The following is a 17472-nucleotide window of genomic DNA, read 5'->3' as shown; positions in this document are numbered from 1 at the left end:
TGATTACAGGTCTTTCTTCCGTAATACGAAGTCTTTACCCAGATACTTTTCGCGGACGATCTCGTTCTCTGCCAACTGTTCTGCCGTTCCCTGGAAAAGCACTTTTCCCTCGAACAACAAATAGGCACGGTCACAGATACTCAACGTCTCGTACACATTATGGTCGGTAATCAGGATACCGATATTTTTATGTTTCAGTCTGGCAACAATGGTCTGGATATCCTGTACGGCAATCGGGTCGACACCGGCAAACGGTTCATCCAACATGATGAATTTAGGGTCGATGGCCAGACAGCGGGCAATCTCAGCACGACGCCTTTCACCACCCGACAACTGGTCTCCCAGGTTCTTCCGCACTTTGTTCAGACCGAACTCAGCGATCAGGCTTTCCAGCTTCTCTTTCTGATATTCCGGAGTCGTCTCCGTCATTTCCAATACGGAGCGGATATTATCTTCCACTGTCATCTTACGGAAAATCGAAGCCTCCTGTGCCAGATAACCGATACCGTTACGGGCACGTTTATAAACCGGGAACTTGGTGATCTCCATATCATTCAGGAAGATCTTCCCTTCATTAGGTGTGACCAGTCCTACAGTCATATAGAATGTTGTCGTCTTCCCCGCCCCGTTCGGACCGAGCAATCCAACAATCTCCCCTTGTTTCACATTGATAGAAACATGGTTCACTACCGTACGTGTTCTATATTTTTTCACCAGGTCCTCCGTCCGGAGCACCATCTGTTGTTCGTCTGCCATATCCTAATTATTTACGGGTACAAAGAAACGCAATTAATTAGTTTTCCACAAGACTATTATCATTTCTTACAATTCCATTACCACCAACACCGGATTATCATCCTCATCTACACCAACTATTCCACCTTCAGCAGCAGTAGATGCATCAATAAATGAAGCGACAATATTACCGTTGACATACAACATCCTTGTATTAAGCAACACTTTTTTCCCAGACGGTAGACAAAGAGGAAATCCCCACTCTCCATTTTCACATAACAAACGTGACACTATTCTATTATCCTTTGCACTCCATACCTCATCATAAATCTGATTTTCAAACAAATATGTTATCAAATAATAATCAAGAACAGAAGATAACCACATCGAACGAATATAAGGGGAAGATGTTATATCCATTGGTTTCTTTGCCTCCTCTTCAGGAAGAGTATATTTTCCTTTTTTTAAAACACAAACAGGTTCAGCCCCTTTAGCTGTTACTGCGAAAATAGTATCTTCATTAGCAAAATTGGCAATAAACATATCCCGATTTCTACTATAATTAAGTTGCCAAATCATACAGAAACGTTCCATTTCCGTAAGGGTAGTATCCATTGGAAACAAATTCTCCCGAATATTCAAATCTTTATCAGTCACACAAAGTCTATAATCACCGACATCCCGTCCTTTTGCAACAGCAAAATCATCTGAAACCAAATGAACCGTATTCAGCCCCTTCTCTTTCAGCATAGTTTCTTTTACAAAATTACCCCTCAGATCATAAACTATATATTTCTCACTCTTCTGATCAAATACACTGATAGTAGAATCTTTCAGGTTCATAGAAACATAAGTAAGCCACGCATACTCCCCAGGCCCTTGTCCCTTCTTGGAAAACGAATGAATGATCTTTCCCTTCTTATTTGAATAAAAAATAGAACCCGTTTTCTGATCTACCATACAATAAAAATCCTTATCAATATGTATAAGTTGAGCTGATCCAAATAAAGCATCCGGAGATGTAGAAAGAGGAACATAGGTAATCTTTTTAGCAATACTATTCCACATAAAGGTATCAGGAACCTGCCTACCAATAGTTGCTTCCATATCAAAAACAGGAAGAGAGTCTTTATTGACATCCGACTCTTTTTTACATCCCATTATAACAAGAAAAATAATCTGTAAAAATATCAAACAACCCGTTTTCATAACCACTTCTTTTATCTAATTATCCCAAAAACATTTTCTTCAAGCCACATATAGTCAAAAATATAACATAGAACAGAGGATTAAGAACACTCCAATTCCCCATTCCGCCTACAGAAAACCAATTATACAATGCAGTTAACGAGCCGGAAGATATAGATATGACCTGACGTTTGATAATATCCTCATACTTAGCCCAAGGTCCTCCCGAATAGCCGGAACCACTTTCCGGAACATTAATAGCCTCCAAAGAGAAACACCCGCCAAACACATTCTCTTCAAAACCGGCCGGAGCTTCCGACGACAAAAAAGTAACGTCTGTCAGCTTGGTGCAGTTATAAAAAACCTCTTTTCCGATCGTTCGTACAGAGGACGGTATAATAACAGAAGCCAGAGATGTTTCATAAAAGGCGGCACGCCCTATATTTGTAACAGAGGCAGGTATGGTAACCGATTTAAGAGCAGAATGAGAAAACGAACCTGCTCCGATTGTCTTCACTGAAAAAGGAATTTCCAATGATTCCAAAGCTGTTCCATAGAATCCGGCAGCTCCAATCTGTTCCAACTCCGATTTTCCGGCAAATGTAACAGAGGATAATCTTCTGCAATCCGTAAAAGCCGCTCCTTCTATATTTGTCACCGAAGAAGGGACCACTATCGATTTCAGAAACGTCTTCGCAAAAGCGCCTGCACCAATCGTAGTAACAGAAGACGGGATCGAAAAAGAAGTCAGAGAAGTCTCGGAAAAAGCCCGTCCCCCGATCGTTTCCAGTTTCGAACCATCAATAGTGACCGACGACAATCTTTTACAGAGTCTGAAAGCCCCCTCTCCGATAGCCACGACAGAAGACGGGATGGTAACAGATGTTATAGCCGTTCTGGAAAAAGCACCATCACCGATCTTTTCAAGCTTCATGTTCTCGGAAAATGCTATGGACGACAATTTTCTGCATCCCCAAAAGGCAGCCTTCCCGATTGTTGCTACAGAAGAAGGAATAGCAACCGACCTGAGAGCTGTCTCATAAAAAGCCCACTCTCCGATCGTCTTCAAACACGCCTCTTCTGCAAATTGCACTGACGACAGATTCGAACAATTTCTAAAAGCAGCCTTCCCGATCCATTCCACAGTAGTCGGAACAGTGATCGAAGCCAGATATGTCTGATAGAAAGCATATCTTCCGATCAATTTCAAATTGGAATTCTCTGCAAATGTTACGGATGACAAATCCCTGCAAGCTAAAAAGGCTCCTGCTCCGATCGAAGTCACGGACGATGGAATATGCACGGATTTTACATGCGACATATATTTAAATATCTGATTCGGAACAATGGGAACTCCTTCCTCTATCGTAATCTGAGTGACAGAGTTCCTATCAGCAACACTAGCCTTTTTCCAATCATCAAAACCACCATACATCAAAATAGTCAATGTACCATCCTTCAGTTCATAACCAAGATCTTCCGCCGATAACTTTTCGCCGGAAACCAATAATAGTCCCAATACCAACAAAGTTGGAAAGAAGAAAGAAAAAGTTGTCTTAGGTGTTTTCATAATAATTCATTTATAAGATTGACAAAACGACCATCACTGGAAAATGATCTGAGGGGGTGCGAGCCTTATATTTACTCAAAGATACCTCTTTGGGAAAATTACCATTCTGTTCCTTCTGAGAACTTTCAGCCACTTCCGAACGGTAGGTATCGGTTAATACCCCATACTTTTTCACATCGAACTCTTTTGTCAGGAAAATATGATCGATACGGCTTTCGGTCTTTCGATCCGTATGAAAACCATTAAATGTTCCATTTGGCGCATAGCGGAAATCCGCAATTTCATACGAGTCACGCATGACACCGGAACCGTCCAACAATTTATAAGACTCACTGTTTTGATCGACATTAAAATCACCGGTCAGGATAGCAGGTAACTTTTTAGGAAACTCTTTTATTTTCTTCAAAATCAATTTCGCACTCTCGGCACGGGCTTGTACCCCCACATGGTCCATATGGAGATTGAAAAACAAAAAGGTAAAACCAGTCTGTTTATCCCGGAACTCTCCCCAGGTACAAATCCGGGGAAGAACTGCATCCCACCCTTTATTCGGACAGTCCGTTATCTCAGATAACCAGAAATTCCCATGTTCCAGCACTTCAAACTTATCCGTACGGTAAAAAATAGCAGAATGTTCCCCTGCCTGTTTGCCATCCTCACGTCCTATACCGATATAATCATAGCCAGGCATGGCTTGTTTCAAATCCTGTAACTGAGGATACAAACCTTCCTGGGTTCCGAATATTTCAAAACCGTGAAACTGTACCAGTTGAGCAATATAAGGATAACGTTGTCCCCAACCGTCTCCCTTTGTTGAATCCCCATTGTTGGCATACCTCAGATTATAGGATCCAACTATCATTGTTTGCGCCTGTAAAGTCAGTAAGGCGCAAAAAATAAAAACAAAAGAATAAATGATCTTTTTCATGGCTTGTATAATTAACGAATGCAAGGTAAAATTTTATTTTCAAAAACTCAAAAGATAAAGCTATTTAATCATCTCACTTTTTTCCATAACCAATAGACAAAAGAAAGCAAAAACAGAACCAACACCCATCCGGCAATATGTCCCGGTTCATGTTTTGTTATCACTTTCTCCGTCGATATAATGCTATTAATGTCCTGCTTTTCTGTTGCACTCTTCTTTGTAGAAAGGACTTCTGCAGAATCCGTCATGCTCCATTCTTCCGTAACATACGCAACACGTTCCACATGCTGCTTGCCTGAGCTATCCGGTGAAGAAAAATAAATTTCCTTCAATCGGGAGTTACCCCGCAAATGCTTCTGCCGATCATAATGTAAACAGGATGTATCCAACTGTATATACACCATCGAATCCTTATACGCATAAAACTGCTCCCTGCTTCGATTGCGTGTCACACAGCCGGATAATCCTATCACCGCCAAAAACAAGTAAAGAACAGCTCTCATTTGATAATCACCTGGCGACGGTTCTTACCCGTCAATTTCAATGACAAATGGATAAACTCACGACGACGGTAATAAATTGCCTGGTCGAAATTCAAACGGCTTTTCTGTAAAGCCTCCAACAAGCGGCAACTTCCGAATGTATAAATATCGGCTGCTTCTCCCGTCATATGCTGCGAGTTAACAACACCTCTTACCAGACGATTCAATTCTTCACTCCGATAGCCACTGGAAATATGCATTCCCATAGGACAATCCGCATATTCCCGAAGCGGCTCCAATAACTTTCTAACCAGATTTCTAATCGCTTTCTGCGCTTCCGGTGGTGGAGTATTGTTCAGGCCCTGTTCTACAGCAACTGCACTGTAGATAAACTCCCCCATGTAAAAATGATCACTGATCCAATCCGGATGTTTGCATCTCCATGCTTGTTGCTTTACTGTCAAAGGCTTTTCAAATGTAAATTCTTTATTTTTCATTTTCGTTCTTTTTTATTTTATATGAATAATCTACCCCAAATAATGCTCCGGCAAACGTACTGATCTCTCCGAAAGCTACTAACACACTGTTATGTATCTCTCCAGCCGGAGCCACCCAAAAACCGGAAAAGACCAGGATAAGACCGGCTGCACAAAGCAGCACGGCCATTACCAGTTGAACATTCATTCTTTTCATCCTCGACCGGTTTACTCAATTTCCGGACGGTCCCCACCACCTCCGGGATTCTCCGCTTTTTCAACTTCCGGAGTAATCAATGAATAACCCATCGTTTTCTTAGTCTCACGTAAATCAAACCCGGGAGTGAAAACAATCTTCGGAGCACGAATCATACTTGCAGAGAACTTCTTTTTATCCTCTACGCCCTCGCTCCCGACCGTAATACGGAAATTACCGAATTCACCCAACTGAACAATACGACCATCCTGCAATTCCAGATCCAGAATATAATTCAGATTATCCAGTACCGCTTTCACATCTGCGCTCGAGACCGTACTTCTCGCAGCAACCAACTTGCATAAGCGTCTGATATCCGTAAATCCTGTACTTTTAGATACCGCATAATACAACTTCTTGGAATCTTTGACTCCCGGTTCTGACGGGCGCAGAACCAACTTGTAACCTTGTGCCATAATTAAAAATGTTTTTAGTGAATAATTAAGTACGACACAAAGGTATGTTGGCAGAAAAAGGCTAAAAAGCAATAAGAATAGGGCTAAAAAAAGACGTAACAAACTAATGAACAAAAGACTAGCATCATAACGAATCTTAAAAAGGTATTGAAAACACAGCTCTTACTGCTTTTCAAAAGCAGCGATATTTCACAATCATTAAGATCGACAAGGGGAGAATTGGGATAATATGTTAATCAATCTTTATCCCTTCAAACAACTCAAACAAATCATCCCTATCCGCTTTCGCATACCTGATCTTATCCGATAAACCCTTTATTTCCCAATCCACATTAAACGCAAATAAAACAGAAAAAGCCAACCTGGAATAAGAGGTTTTATGCTTTTTAGACGGCCGTTCCAGAAGATTCAGGATTCTTACAAACAGGTCTTCGTTTTTCAGGTCATACAGGAATTCACCCAGGACAGTCTCCTTACGTACAAACTCTACAAACTGTTGCCGTTCACTTTTTATCAGCGCAACCAGAAACTTTTGATAAACGACATCCAGACTTCTCCATTCAGAGAAAGCCAATCCGAAAGCTTCTTTCATAAAACCGGCTCTTTCTCTCGTCGGCAGGTTCATCACTATTTTACGGAAATGCTGGAGGGTAGGTTTGGCACCCAGCTGTACCATCAGTGAATTTTTCATAAAGTGCCGGGAAGGGGATTATTCATCCTTCCCGGCACGAAAGCCACTAAACGAGATATATTGGCTACGAAAAGATTTTAGAACCCCTCTTTCAGTATCTTTTTCAGTGGTTGAAAGAAGCGTTCTATCAAACGTAAATCATCAGTTACAATTTCGGCGGTGGCTTTCATTTCATGAGATACGGGCAAGCACTTCCCATAATTGGTGGTCAGTCCGTTCGGGAAGGCAATCTCCACCATATAATTGTCTTCCGCAGGCACCAACGAGATCGTCGAAACGATGCCGTTCACAATTCCAAATTCCTGATCCGGGAAATTCGTAAAACGCACGATCACCCGCTGCCGGGTCTTTACCTTTCCCGACCGTTGTAACGGCAGCAATGCCCGTCCGACCCAGGTTTCTCCCTCTTTGGGTACAATACGCGCAAACACATCGCCCGACGATAAATACTGATTCGGAGCCTCCTGAACAAGCAGTTGCACTCGTCCGTCCGAGGGTGCTATCAGACAATACGACATCTCCCAGGCATGGATCGCCGCCAGCAACTGCCCGACCGAAGCACGGTAATCACGGGCAGAAACATCTTTCGATGCCAGATCCATATATGCCGGTTGAATATCACCCAGCAACCATACATCCTGCAATAAATAATAACTCAGTCGTTCCGGCTCACCCATATAACGAGCTAATAATTTCTTTAATCGAAGTACATCTTCCGTCTTCGCAGGATTCTCCACCACAGCCAGCAGAGCATCCATTTTCACTTCCTGTCCGTTAAAGGCATAAAGTCCGCTGATCTTTCCCGACGAACGGGCCACGACCTTCACCACCGGTTCCCGGCTTGTCAATGTCATCTCCGTCTCAATCACATCCGGATAAATAAAAAAATAACTACCCACCAAAAGAGCCAGTACCACAACAAACAACAACGTAATACCCCATCGTACAATCCAGGCAGGGATTTGTCCCATCACCTCTTGTACCTCTTCACTGCGTAATTCTATTTTTTTTCCTGTTTCCATATGACTGTCCCCTATAAGGGTGGTTCGCGAACCACCCCTACGAACCCAATTCCAACTGGTTCTTCACCAATTTATAATAAACGCCTCGCTGTGCCGTCAGTTCCTCATGCGTACCTTCTTCCACGACCTGTCCCTTATCCAGCACCACTATTTTATCTGCATCCCGTACCGTACTCAGCCGGTGAGCTACAACAACCACTGTCCTTCCTTTATAGAACTGATGCAGATGTTCCATGATCTCCCGTTCGTTATTCGCATCCAGCGCATTTGTCGCTTCATCCAGAAAAATAAACTCCGGATTCTTATACACCGCCCGTGCGATCAGGATCCGTTGTCGCTGCCCCTGGCTCACTCCGTTTCCTTCCATACCGATCTTCGTATTGTAACCCAACGGCAACGAATCGATAAAATCCCGGATATTAGCGACAGTCACTGCATGCAACAACCGTTCCTTATCGATCACCTCCGCGCCTATCGCAATATTCTTTGCGATCGAATCTGAAAAGAGAAAGCCATCCTGCATCACGCACCCCGTACGTGCCCGCCATACATGCGGATTGATATTTTTCAACAACAGATCACCCACTTTTATATGTCCTTTGTTAGGATCATAAAAACCGAGCAATAACTTGATAAGCGTCGTCTTCCCGCTTCCGCTTGCACCGACAATCGCCGTCACTTTATGTTGTGGAATTGTCAAACTTACCTTCTCTAATACATAATCCCGATCCGCCCCGTCATAACTGAAACTCACATCTTCAATATGCAAAGCCCGGTTCTCAGGCAAAGTGTTCACTTTCATAGCCAACATTTGTTCTTCGTCTTCCCGCTGGTGGATCTCGCCCAAACGTTCCAGACTGATCTTCGCATCCTGGAACGAGCGGGCAAAACCAATAAACTGTTCAATAGGAGCCGTCAGCTGCCCCACAATATAAGTCAATGACATCATCATACCTAACGTCATTTTTCCGGAAACAACAGCCCGGGCGGCGAGAAAGGAGATAAGGATATTGGTAGTTTGGTTAAAAAACACCGACCCGAGCTGTTGATATTGCCCTAAAGCTAACCCTTTAATACTAATCTTAAATAATTTCACCTGGATACGTTCCCATTCCCAGCGTTTTTCTGTTTCACAATTATTCAGTTTGATTTCCTGCATACCGGTGATCAACTGGAATAGATTACTCTGTTCATTGGAAGCTTGTGCAAAACGTTTGATATCCAAGTCACGCCGATATTTCATAAATGCTAAGATCCAGGCGACATACAAGCCATTCCCCAACAAAAAAAGTCCAAGTATAGATAGATCGTAATATGCCAGGACAAAACCAAAAACTATAAAATTGACAAAAGAGAATAAAGTGCTAATTGAAGAACCTGTCATAAAAGATTCTATCCTGTTATGATCCCCAATACGTTGCATAATGTCCCCTACCTTTTTCGTATCGAAAAAATGAAGGGGTAAACGCATCAGCTTCGCCAGAAAATCAGAAATCAAAGCGATATTGATTCGGGTATTAACATGTAATAAAATCCAACTACGGATAAAATCAACTGACAACCTGGCAATAAAAATAACTAACTGAGCAATCAGAATCAGAGTAATAAAATTCAGGTTACTATCCCGAATACCGGTATCAACCAGACTTTGAGTTAGAAACGGCATGATTAACTGCAAGATACTTGCCGTCAGCATTCCGAGTATCAACTGAAAAAGTTCCCGCTTATAAGGAGTCAGATAACGAAAGAAAAAAGAAAATTTCCTATCTTTTCGTTCCTCCATTTCTCCGCGATCATAAAAGTCCGGTCCGGGTTCTAATAACAAAGCAGCTCCGGTATTTTTCCCTTGTACCAAAGTGCTACACCAGCAACGTTCCAACTCCTTTTCATCATAGGCAACTTTCTTGTTAGCCGGATCCGCAATATAATATTTTCCATTCTTTATTTTATAGCAAACAACGAAATGCTCCTGGTTCCAATGCAAAATACATGGCATGGGAACTTCTGTCCGCAATTGTTCCAATGTAATCCTCACCCCCATTGTTCGAAATCCGATTAGTTCCGCAGCATCGCTAATACCCAGCATCGATACTCCTTCACGTGAGATGAAAGCATGTTCACGTAAATATTGAACCGAATAGGTACAACCATAGTACTTCGCTATCATGCGGAGACAGGTTGGGCCACAGTCAAAAGCATCTAGTTGGTGATAATGAGGAAATATTCTTTTCATGGGATTAACATTCGATTTTATAACTAATTATCACAAAATTCTACTTACAAATCCATGACCAATCAGCGATCTCTTTCAATAAATCACCTCTACTCATTTTGCATACTCGAAGCAGTTCTTGTTTTGCTGACAAATTTTGAGATTGATCCACATATCCAGAGTTTAACTTTCTAGGATGGTATAAATGATAGATACTCCCTGTTACCCGGGATACAGGCAGAGCCAAAATCGTAAGCCGTTTTAACCGTTCAATATCTTCCGGTCCCCAACCGATAAAATACTCATTTTCCATTCCGGCCTGCATGTATTTTTCACGATCGACAACGAATATACCTCCGACAGTCAATTGCCCGAACATGGTCGGAAATTTTTCCTTTTCAGAAAGTAAAACTCCCCAGTCCAACGTCTCCCTGAAATTATCACTAATATCAGACGACAGACTATAACAAACTCCATCATAAGGATAGGATAAAATAGCATGCCTATTTCTTATATCATTTACTGCTTTATACAACTGTTCCTCAGGGACTAAAACATCCACATCCCACACTACTACAATCGGAGTTTTTGCCTGTTTTATCATCTCATTTCGATAATGAGTATGATGAAACACGGGATTATTATCCCGACAGAACAAATAATCAATTCGTTCACTCTCTTCTATATAAAGACGCTGCAAGTTATCTGCTTCCCAGATTATAAAATGTATATTTTCAAGATCCGAATACAAACGAATTATAGTTAGCAAGTTTGCTATCCGGATACTACTATCTACACGTATCGGTATAACAATAGTTACGTCCCCCATATCCGTACAGATCGAATTCTCACATTTCCTTGCCGGTAAAATATATTTTTGTTCCATCCTATCCCATAATTTCAAAGCCAGTTCATTGCATATATTATGCTGTAAAAAATGCCGTATGAACAATTTGATATCCTGCTTTTCAATCGTACTGATCGGGGATTGTTCTCTGATTTCAAAAGAAGCATAGCCTTCAACTCCCAATCGAATCAACAAAATATCCAAAATAGATAACAATACAGATTTGCTTATCACAGTACTCAAATTACCATCACCAGCATGGAGATCTTCTAATCTCCCTAAAAAATAAGAAGCTATTCCCATTAACCCTGTTGCATGGGTTAAATCAGTATGCATACGAAAACAAACTACAGAAAAAAGATACTGATCCCATTCTTCAAGAACCTCATCAGCCCGCCCTTCTATTAACCCGGTACAAATCATATACTGGATGCCACATCCAATACCAGCTAAACCGGTTGAAAAATCCGGATATATACTTAAATCACAATTATACACTGTATCTTCTATTATTGATACGGCTGTATCCATATTCATATTTCTGTCTTCCGACAATAAACGAATGGCAGACAAGATTTCCGGATGTATATTCTGAGGAGCTTCCATAATTACAGTTCTTTTTACAGGATATTTTCCAAAGGAAGATTCCACCCCGTACGATAATTATGTTTAATCAATCCGGCAGCAAACTCTTTAGCATTGATCGGATCCGACATTTTAGCATTAAACGAAGGATGACCAGCCTTGATTATAAAACCGTTTGAAATCATCTGCCGGATTTGTTCATTGTCACCGATATTCACAAATTCCATATTCGCTCCATCCCACTCCAATATTTTATTCAAAGATTGCAGACGAACTGCTAATACCCCCATCATGATCATTTCATTGAACGGACCCGCTTCCGAGAAATCAGATTTGGTTTTTACACGATTTTCCGGACTTTCCTTGCATGCACGTACCCAATCCTGTTCATGACCACCCTCCATCGCTCTATCTACACGGCGAATCGTTTTGGGAATATTCGGTACACGTCCGGAGAGCAGCCAGGGCCTGAGTCCGTAAGAGCCGCAAAGCAACGTATCCTTCGTTCCATGAAAAATTGTCAAACCACCACTCACTCCCATCAGCGGACGTCCCTGGGGAAATCCTGTCGGACGCTCTGGCATAAAACCACCATCATACCAATGAATTTCCACTTCCGGGAAATCCACTTTAGGCATGCTTTCCCGAACCGGATAAACAAATTTCACATACTCAGACTGTGGAGCACAATCGATAAACCCTGGTGAAGAGGCTGCTTCCACTGACACAGGATAACCTAATTTAAGCGCTTTGAATGCAGGATGCAGAACATGGCACCCCATATCCCCCAAAGTACCGGTTCCGAAATCCCACCAGCCACGCCAGTTCCAAGGGTGATAAATAGAATTGAAAGGTCTCATTTTAGCTGGGCCGATAAACAAATCCCAATCCAATGTAGAAGGTATTTTATGTATTCTGGAAGGAGTTTCCAATCCTTGCGGCCACATAGGACGATCGGTAGCGGTTTCAACTTTCGTTACTTCCCCAATTTCACCGTTCCAGATCCATTCGCATATCAGATCAATACCTTCGTCAGAAGCTCCCTGGTTTCCCATTTGTGTCGCGACATTATATTCTGCAGCCAACTTTGTAAGCAATCTTGATTCATAGACCGAATGAGTTAATGGTTTCTGGACATACACATGTTTACCTAATGTTATAGCAGTAGCAGCAATAATAGCATGAGTATGGTCAGGTGTTGCAACCATAACGGCATCAATATCTTTATCCATCTCATCATACATCCTACGAAAGTCTTTATATTTTTTTGCCCGTGAGAAACAATTTAAGACAGGTTTTGAATACTTCCAGTCTACATCACAAAGAGCTACGATGTTCTCCGTTTCAAAAACATGCTGAATATTTGTAATCCCCATACCACCAATACCAACGACAGCAATATTCAATTTGTCCGAAGGAGCTGTATGTCCATGGCTTTTGCCTAAAATAGAATTGGAAGCTATTTGCATATCAGACTGTTTTTATTTATAATTTTTACGCAATGAAATAGTTGTCTCCGTCGGGAAATCGTCAGGTACTGGCTGTGTAACATTGCCGGTTGCCGCCCATTCGGCACCGCGCAGCAATGTGACTTGAAATCCTGTACATTGCATTGCAATATTATCATCTAGTGTATTTCCAGCATGTCCTAAAGTCGTATGAAAAATACGTGCTTTCCCATAATCGACTGTAAATATAGCCATCTCATCACGCCCGGAACCTTTCGTTGCCGGATCGGAATATCCCCAAAATAAAACATCCTTAACGATACCCGGACCACGCATACGATCGTACAATTCATCCTGTTCATGACGCCATGCCACAGGCAAACCTCTCGTTACCGGATGTTCCGGATTGCTGCAATTAAGTACGAACTCATGCTGAAAGCCATGCGAACCGGCACATCCGGGAGATTCCTTATCATACACCAACCGACCATCCTGCATGTAAATATAAGGACCGGCCGTTTCATTACGATCTTCCCATCCCCCAAAGCCGATTATCCGGTTATACTCTTTCCAATCTCTGAAAGCATTATTTGCCGCATGATAGATTATTACACCGCCTCCTTTTTCAACAAAATCCAGAAAAGATCTTTCTGTTTCTTCCGGCCATCTATCCCCATTGTAGTCGAGTACGACCAATTGGTAAGATGAAAAATCAGGTTTAAAATTAGACATGATTTTCCCAGTTTCAGGCGATACAGCGACATTAACTGCAAAGAGACCGGAATTCTCAAGAATCAGCCGGATTGCAACATGACTGATTTGCCAGGCATGATTACTCTGCCCTGTCACTATCAGTACTTTAATTTTACCTTCTTCACAACACAAAGATGATTCATATATTTTCAATAGTTCAGTCGCATCGTATAAACCATTCGGTATGATGGATATCTTACTTCCCCCAAAACAGTTAGAATGCTCTTCTTGTGAAGCGACAATCCTGCAATCGAACGAATTCTGTAATTCTTGTGTTAATTTACAGCTTTCGATAAAGTTCAAATGAAATATCAAATCCTTTTTATTCTCGATATACAATTGAAGTAAATACACAATATTACGATAATATAACTCCCATTGTTCCTTACTTATCGTTCGTTGCACCGAAATAGCTGACGGGAAATACCAATATTTGATTCCACCTATTAAATCTGTCTGTATTTGAGGCTTTTCCGACATTAAATTTACGACACAAATATTCATATTACAGCCTTTACACGCTACAACCAGTTCACGGACATAAAGGTCAATGTCAAATATAGCTCTACACCAGGTATGATTGATTATATACAAATTCATTCTATATTACAATTATAACAAATGGATAATCATTTCCAGATGAATTTTGTTAGAACCCTTAATCAAGACATTATATCCTTTCAACAGATTAACCGACAGATATTGGCTCAAGCCCTCCACATCAGGAAAACAGGAATAAACAGAACCGGTAGCAGCAAATTGATTTCCACAAAGAAAAACTTTGTCAAAACCATATCCATTGAGCATCTCTATTATTTCGGTATGCAGTTTCAAACTTTCTGCACCCAACCCTAACATATCACCCAAAATAACAGCCTTGGGACTTGCCGATAATGTAGAAAAATTTGCCAACGCTGCATGCATACTACATGGATTCGCATTAAAAGTATCGATAATTAACTCGTTATGTAAAGTTTTTTTCCACTGCGAACGGTAATTGGCCGGAATATAACCACCAATCGCCTGGTTGATTTTCACGAAAGGAACATCAAAATAAAGTCCGACAGTTATTGCAGCCAATGCATTAAACAGATTATAGCTACCAGCCATACGGGTCGATACCGTATGGCGTATTCCTGCATTTTCCCAATTAAAACAGAGGCAAGGATCCGCTGTTACCACTTGTCCGGAAACAAACGTATCTTTACTTTCACCATAAGAAATTTGCTCTAATCCCTCGGCTATAGATTGGAGACTTCTGTTCTCTCTATGAATAAAGATCTTACCGCCCGATTGACGTAAATAATCATAAAGCTCCCCTTTAGTTCGCAGCACTCCTTCAAGCGAACCAAATCCCTCGAGATGCGCCAGTCCTACATTGGTAATAATACCATATTTCGGCCGGACTATTCTGGCCAACTCCCGTATCATCCCCGAATGGCAAGCTCCCATTTCGATAACAGCCATTTCATGCTCTGGCTTCAAACTCAGTAAAGTAAGAGATGCCCCTAAAGTTGCATTTTCACTTTCATGTGTAGAAACCAGCTTATATCGGGTAGAAAGCACTGCGGCTACCAGTTCTTTCGTAGTCGTCTTACCGCATGTTCCTGTAATGCCGATAACAGGCGTCTTCAACATTTGGTGATGAAAGTCGGCTAATTGCTCCAATGCTTTCAGAACATTATCGACTAATATGTAACGATCATCAGTTATAACGGTGGGATCATCGACAATAGCATAACGGCATCCAGCCTCCAACGCTTTTTCTGCAAATTTGTTTCCATTATATGAAAACCCTTGTATAGCAAAAAAAAGAGAATCCGGCGAACCTTTCCTGTCATCCGTACAAATGATCGGATATTGTAGAAAAATCTGATAAAGATCGGATATAGACATCAAAGTCAATCTATTCTTCAATAACCGATGAGTATTATTTTTAACAAACCATGAACCTGTAAAATAATGAATAGCAATTGCTTTTTGTATTTTTTTCTCCAATAGTTCTTCATCGGCTTTCCCGTGAATATAATCTTGTATCTCGTTTTTTGAAAATGGAGAAACAAGTGCCGCCGGGAAAATATCAATAGAACTTTTATCCGCATATTTTTCATAAAGATTGGTCAGCATTAACGAACCTGTTGTATTCTGCACCTCCCCATACTTGTCTCCTATGTAGGAAACAGACACAGATTGCAAATGCACAATAATAGCGTTGAAAAAAGGATGATGCGGAGGCGCAACCATTAATGCATTATTAAAACAGATACTTTTGCCGTATAAACAACAATGTTGTCCCGGCTCCATCGCAAAATAGCAATTACTTTCATCCTGTATATACTTATCAAAAGGTTCCAGACATTCATAATCGAAATCGACATACAAACCTCCAATTTTATAAAGAATCAGATAACGGATAACATGCCAGCGTTGAATACCGTACGGATATCCGAAGTAGATACTGATCATTTCGGGAAAGTAATCGTATATGAAATTGTCCATCCGGTTTTCGTCCCAAAACTCATATTTCCAATCCGGATTGAATTTTTTCCACGTTTCACCTAATGATTTATACGTATCTCCCAAATATTCGGTACGTCCTTCCCAAATCTGATGAATTATTTTGGGTATCATAATGATGAATATAAATGAATCATATTCCGACGAAATATTTCAGCAGAATAATTCGCCAGATATCTTTTTCTTCCATTTTCCCCCATTTCTTTTGCTTCCGTAGGATGCAAGAGCAAATACAGTATTTTTTGTGCTAAAAGCACAGTGTCTATTTCGGTATTATCAGGCAGTTCCGTAAGGGATATCTTCAGTCCGCAAGTATGATCTACCACTTCGTTCAGTCCCGAGGTAGCAGTAACAACTAAAGGTAATGCATGAATCATCATCTCAGTGGCTACATATCCGAAAGGTTCGAACAGTGAAGGAACTACACCTATATCTGCAATGCGATATAGCTCATACAACTCATCTTTTTCCAATAATCCGGTAAACGTTATTTTTGTACAGACCGTCTTTGCTTCCCGAAGGCAAGTGTCATAGTTACCACTACCTGCTATTATCAGGTGCGCTTCTGGACATATCTGCACTACCTCACAAAATGCCTTAATTAAATAACGAATGCCCTTCACTTCGTCAAGACGACCGGCAAAAAGAATTATTTTTTCTCCGGTACATATATTCCATTTCTTTCGTAAAAAGTCAAAATCGACAGAGGTATCAGGCACATCGCTTAAACCGTTTGGTATGACAGTTATATTTTTAGTATCCAATTCATAATCCTGACACAGTATTTCATGCATGTATTCAGATAAACAAATACAATGATCTACTTTTGAATAATATGATTTTTCCTCTTCGAACATTTTTTTTACTTCATCACCGAAGCTGTCGGAATCTACTTCGTTTAAAATGCTACGCAATCGTGTCAGATTATCAAAAACAGTAAATCCCCAGTGAGAAAAATGGACTACCGAAACAACTTTGCATTCGAATGTATTTTTCAATTCATCAGCAAAACTTCCACATTGAGGAAAATTCAAATGAAACAATAAATTGTTTTTGTCCTGTATATATAATTGAAGTAGGTAAACAATATTATGGAAATACATCTGTCTTTGTTCAGAAGGCTCCGAAACCCGTATATCCGGTATTGGTTCGGGAAAATACCAATACCGGATACCGTCTACTTCTTCCATTGTTATCTGCGGTTTGTCGGAAAGCAGGTTCACCAAATAAATACGTATATGGCTATTTTTTAGCGTAGCTATTAACTCTCGGATATAAGTTCCGATACCAAATACTGCCCCGCGGCGTGTTTCATTGAAAATATATAGATTCATTTTGCTGTTAGG

At 40.9% G+C, this 17472-nt stretch carries 16 protein-coding genes and 1 pseudogene; all 17 read right to left on the bottom strand.

Translation table 11 applies throughout. The features are described from left to right. Positions 1-3: 3 nt before the first annotated feature. Positions 4-756, bottom strand: coding sequence for an LPS export ABC transporter ATP-binding protein (gene lptB, locus IEY67_RS21605; protein ID WP_122354266.1), 753 nt, complete (start codon positions 754-756; stop codon positions 4-6). 66 nt (positions 757-822) lie between these two features. Beyond that, the gene (locus IEY67_RS21600) at positions 823-1944 is read right to left on the bottom strand and encodes a DUF4934 domain-containing protein (RefSeq protein WP_183672354.1); all 1122 of its coding nucleotides are present in this window, start codon (positions 1942-1944) and stop codon (positions 823-825) included. 19 nt (positions 1945-1963) lie between these two features. Further along, positions 1964-3493 carry a leucine-rich repeat domain-containing protein gene (locus IEY67_RS21595; RefSeq protein WP_183672353.1) on the bottom strand — a complete coding sequence of 510 codons (1530 nt, stop codon included), beginning with the start codon at positions 3491-3493 and terminating at the stop codon, positions 1964-1966. A 10-nt stretch (positions 3494-3503) separates the two neighbouring features. Continuing rightward, entirely contained in the window at positions 3504-4421 is a 918-nt protein-coding gene (locus tag IEY67_RS21590; RefSeq protein WP_183672352.1) for an endonuclease/exonuclease/phosphatase family protein, read from the bottom strand. 68 nt (positions 4422-4489) lie between these two features. Then, positions 4490-4924, bottom strand: coding sequence for a hypothetical protein (locus IEY67_RS21585; RefSeq protein WP_183672351.1), 435 nt, complete (start codon positions 4922-4924; stop codon positions 4490-4492). Next, entirely contained in the window at positions 4921-5400 is a 480-nt protein-coding gene (locus IEY67_RS21580) for a D-Ala-D-Ala carboxypeptidase family metallohydrolase (protein WP_183672350.1), read from the bottom strand. Before IEY67_RS21580 ends, IEY67_RS21585 begins: the two co-directional genes overlap by 4 nt. Continuing rightward, a complete protein-coding gene (locus tag IEY67_RS21575; protein WP_122354259.1) occupies positions 5390-5596 on the bottom strand; it encodes a hypothetical protein in 207 nt (68 codons plus the stop codon). The genes IEY67_RS21580 and IEY67_RS21575 overlap by 11 nt, the downstream gene beginning before the upstream one ends. Positions 5597-5607: 11 nt before the next feature. After that, a complete protein-coding gene (locus IEY67_RS21570) occupies positions 5608-6051 on the bottom strand; it encodes an HU family DNA-binding protein (RefSeq protein ID WP_122354258.1) in 444 nt (147 codons plus the stop codon). Positions 6052-6283: 232 nt separating this feature from the next. Next, a complete protein-coding gene (locus tag IEY67_RS21565; protein ID WP_229801165.1) occupies positions 6284-6742 on the bottom strand; it encodes a hypothetical protein in 459 nt (152 codons plus the stop codon). A gap of 77 nt (positions 6743-6819) precedes the next feature. Continuing rightward, positions 6820-7764, bottom strand: a complete 945-nt coding sequence (locus tag IEY67_RS21560; protein WP_122354256.1) for an efflux RND transporter periplasmic adaptor subunit — start codon at positions 7762-7764, stop codon at positions 6820-6822. A 37-nt stretch (positions 7765-7801) separates the two neighbouring features. Continuing rightward, on the bottom strand, positions 7802-9997 hold the full coding sequence (locus IEY67_RS21555; protein ID WP_183672349.1) for a peptidase domain-containing ABC transporter: 2196 nt from the start codon (positions 9995-9997) through the stop codon (positions 7802-7804). A 40-nt stretch (positions 9998-10037) separates the two neighbouring features. Then, positions 10038-11429 carry a galactosyltransferase-related protein gene (locus IEY67_RS21550; protein WP_183672348.1) on the bottom strand — a complete coding sequence of 464 codons (1392 nt, stop codon included), beginning with the start codon at positions 11427-11429 and terminating at the stop codon, positions 10038-10040. A 14-nt stretch (positions 11430-11443) separates the two neighbouring features. Continuing rightward, positions 11444-12877, bottom strand: a complete 1434-nt coding sequence (locus IEY67_RS21545; RefSeq protein WP_183672347.1) for a glycoside 3-dehydrogenase — start codon at positions 12875-12877, stop codon at positions 11444-11446. 12 nt (positions 12878-12889) lie between these two features. Next, positions 12890-14209 carry a ThuA domain-containing protein gene (locus IEY67_RS21540; RefSeq protein ID WP_229801164.1) on the bottom strand — a complete coding sequence of 440 codons (1320 nt, stop codon included), beginning with the start codon at positions 14207-14209 and terminating at the stop codon, positions 12890-12892. A gap of 12 nt (positions 14210-14221) precedes the next feature. Beyond that, a complete protein-coding gene (locus tag IEY67_RS25255; RefSeq protein ID WP_229801168.1) occupies positions 14222-15505 on the bottom strand; it encodes a UDP-N-acetylmuramoyl-tripeptide--D-alanyl-D-alanine ligase in 1284 nt (427 codons plus the stop codon). A gap of 438 nt (positions 15506-15943) precedes the next feature. Beyond that, positions 15944-16240 (bottom strand): annotated as a pseudogene (locus IEY67_RS25350) (glycosyltransferase family 32 protein); the annotation flags it as partial. Beyond that, the gene (locus IEY67_RS21530) at positions 16237-17460 is read right to left on the bottom strand and encodes a TIGR04157 family glycosyltransferase (RefSeq protein ID WP_183672345.1); all 1224 of its coding nucleotides are present in this window, start codon (positions 17458-17460) and stop codon (positions 16237-16239) included. The gene IEY67_RS21530 and the pseudogene IEY67_RS25350, both read right to left, overlap by 4 nt. Positions 17461-17472: the final 12 nt, after the last annotated feature.

This window comes from Parabacteroides faecis (assembly GCF_014647375.1).
In the GTDB taxonomy this organism is placed as follows: domain Bacteria; phylum Bacteroidota; class Bacteroidia; order Bacteroidales; family Tannerellaceae; genus Parabacteroides; species Parabacteroides faecis.
The sequence above is the reverse complement of the archived record's forward strand: the minus strand, read 5'-3'. Positions and strand labels throughout refer to the sequence as shown.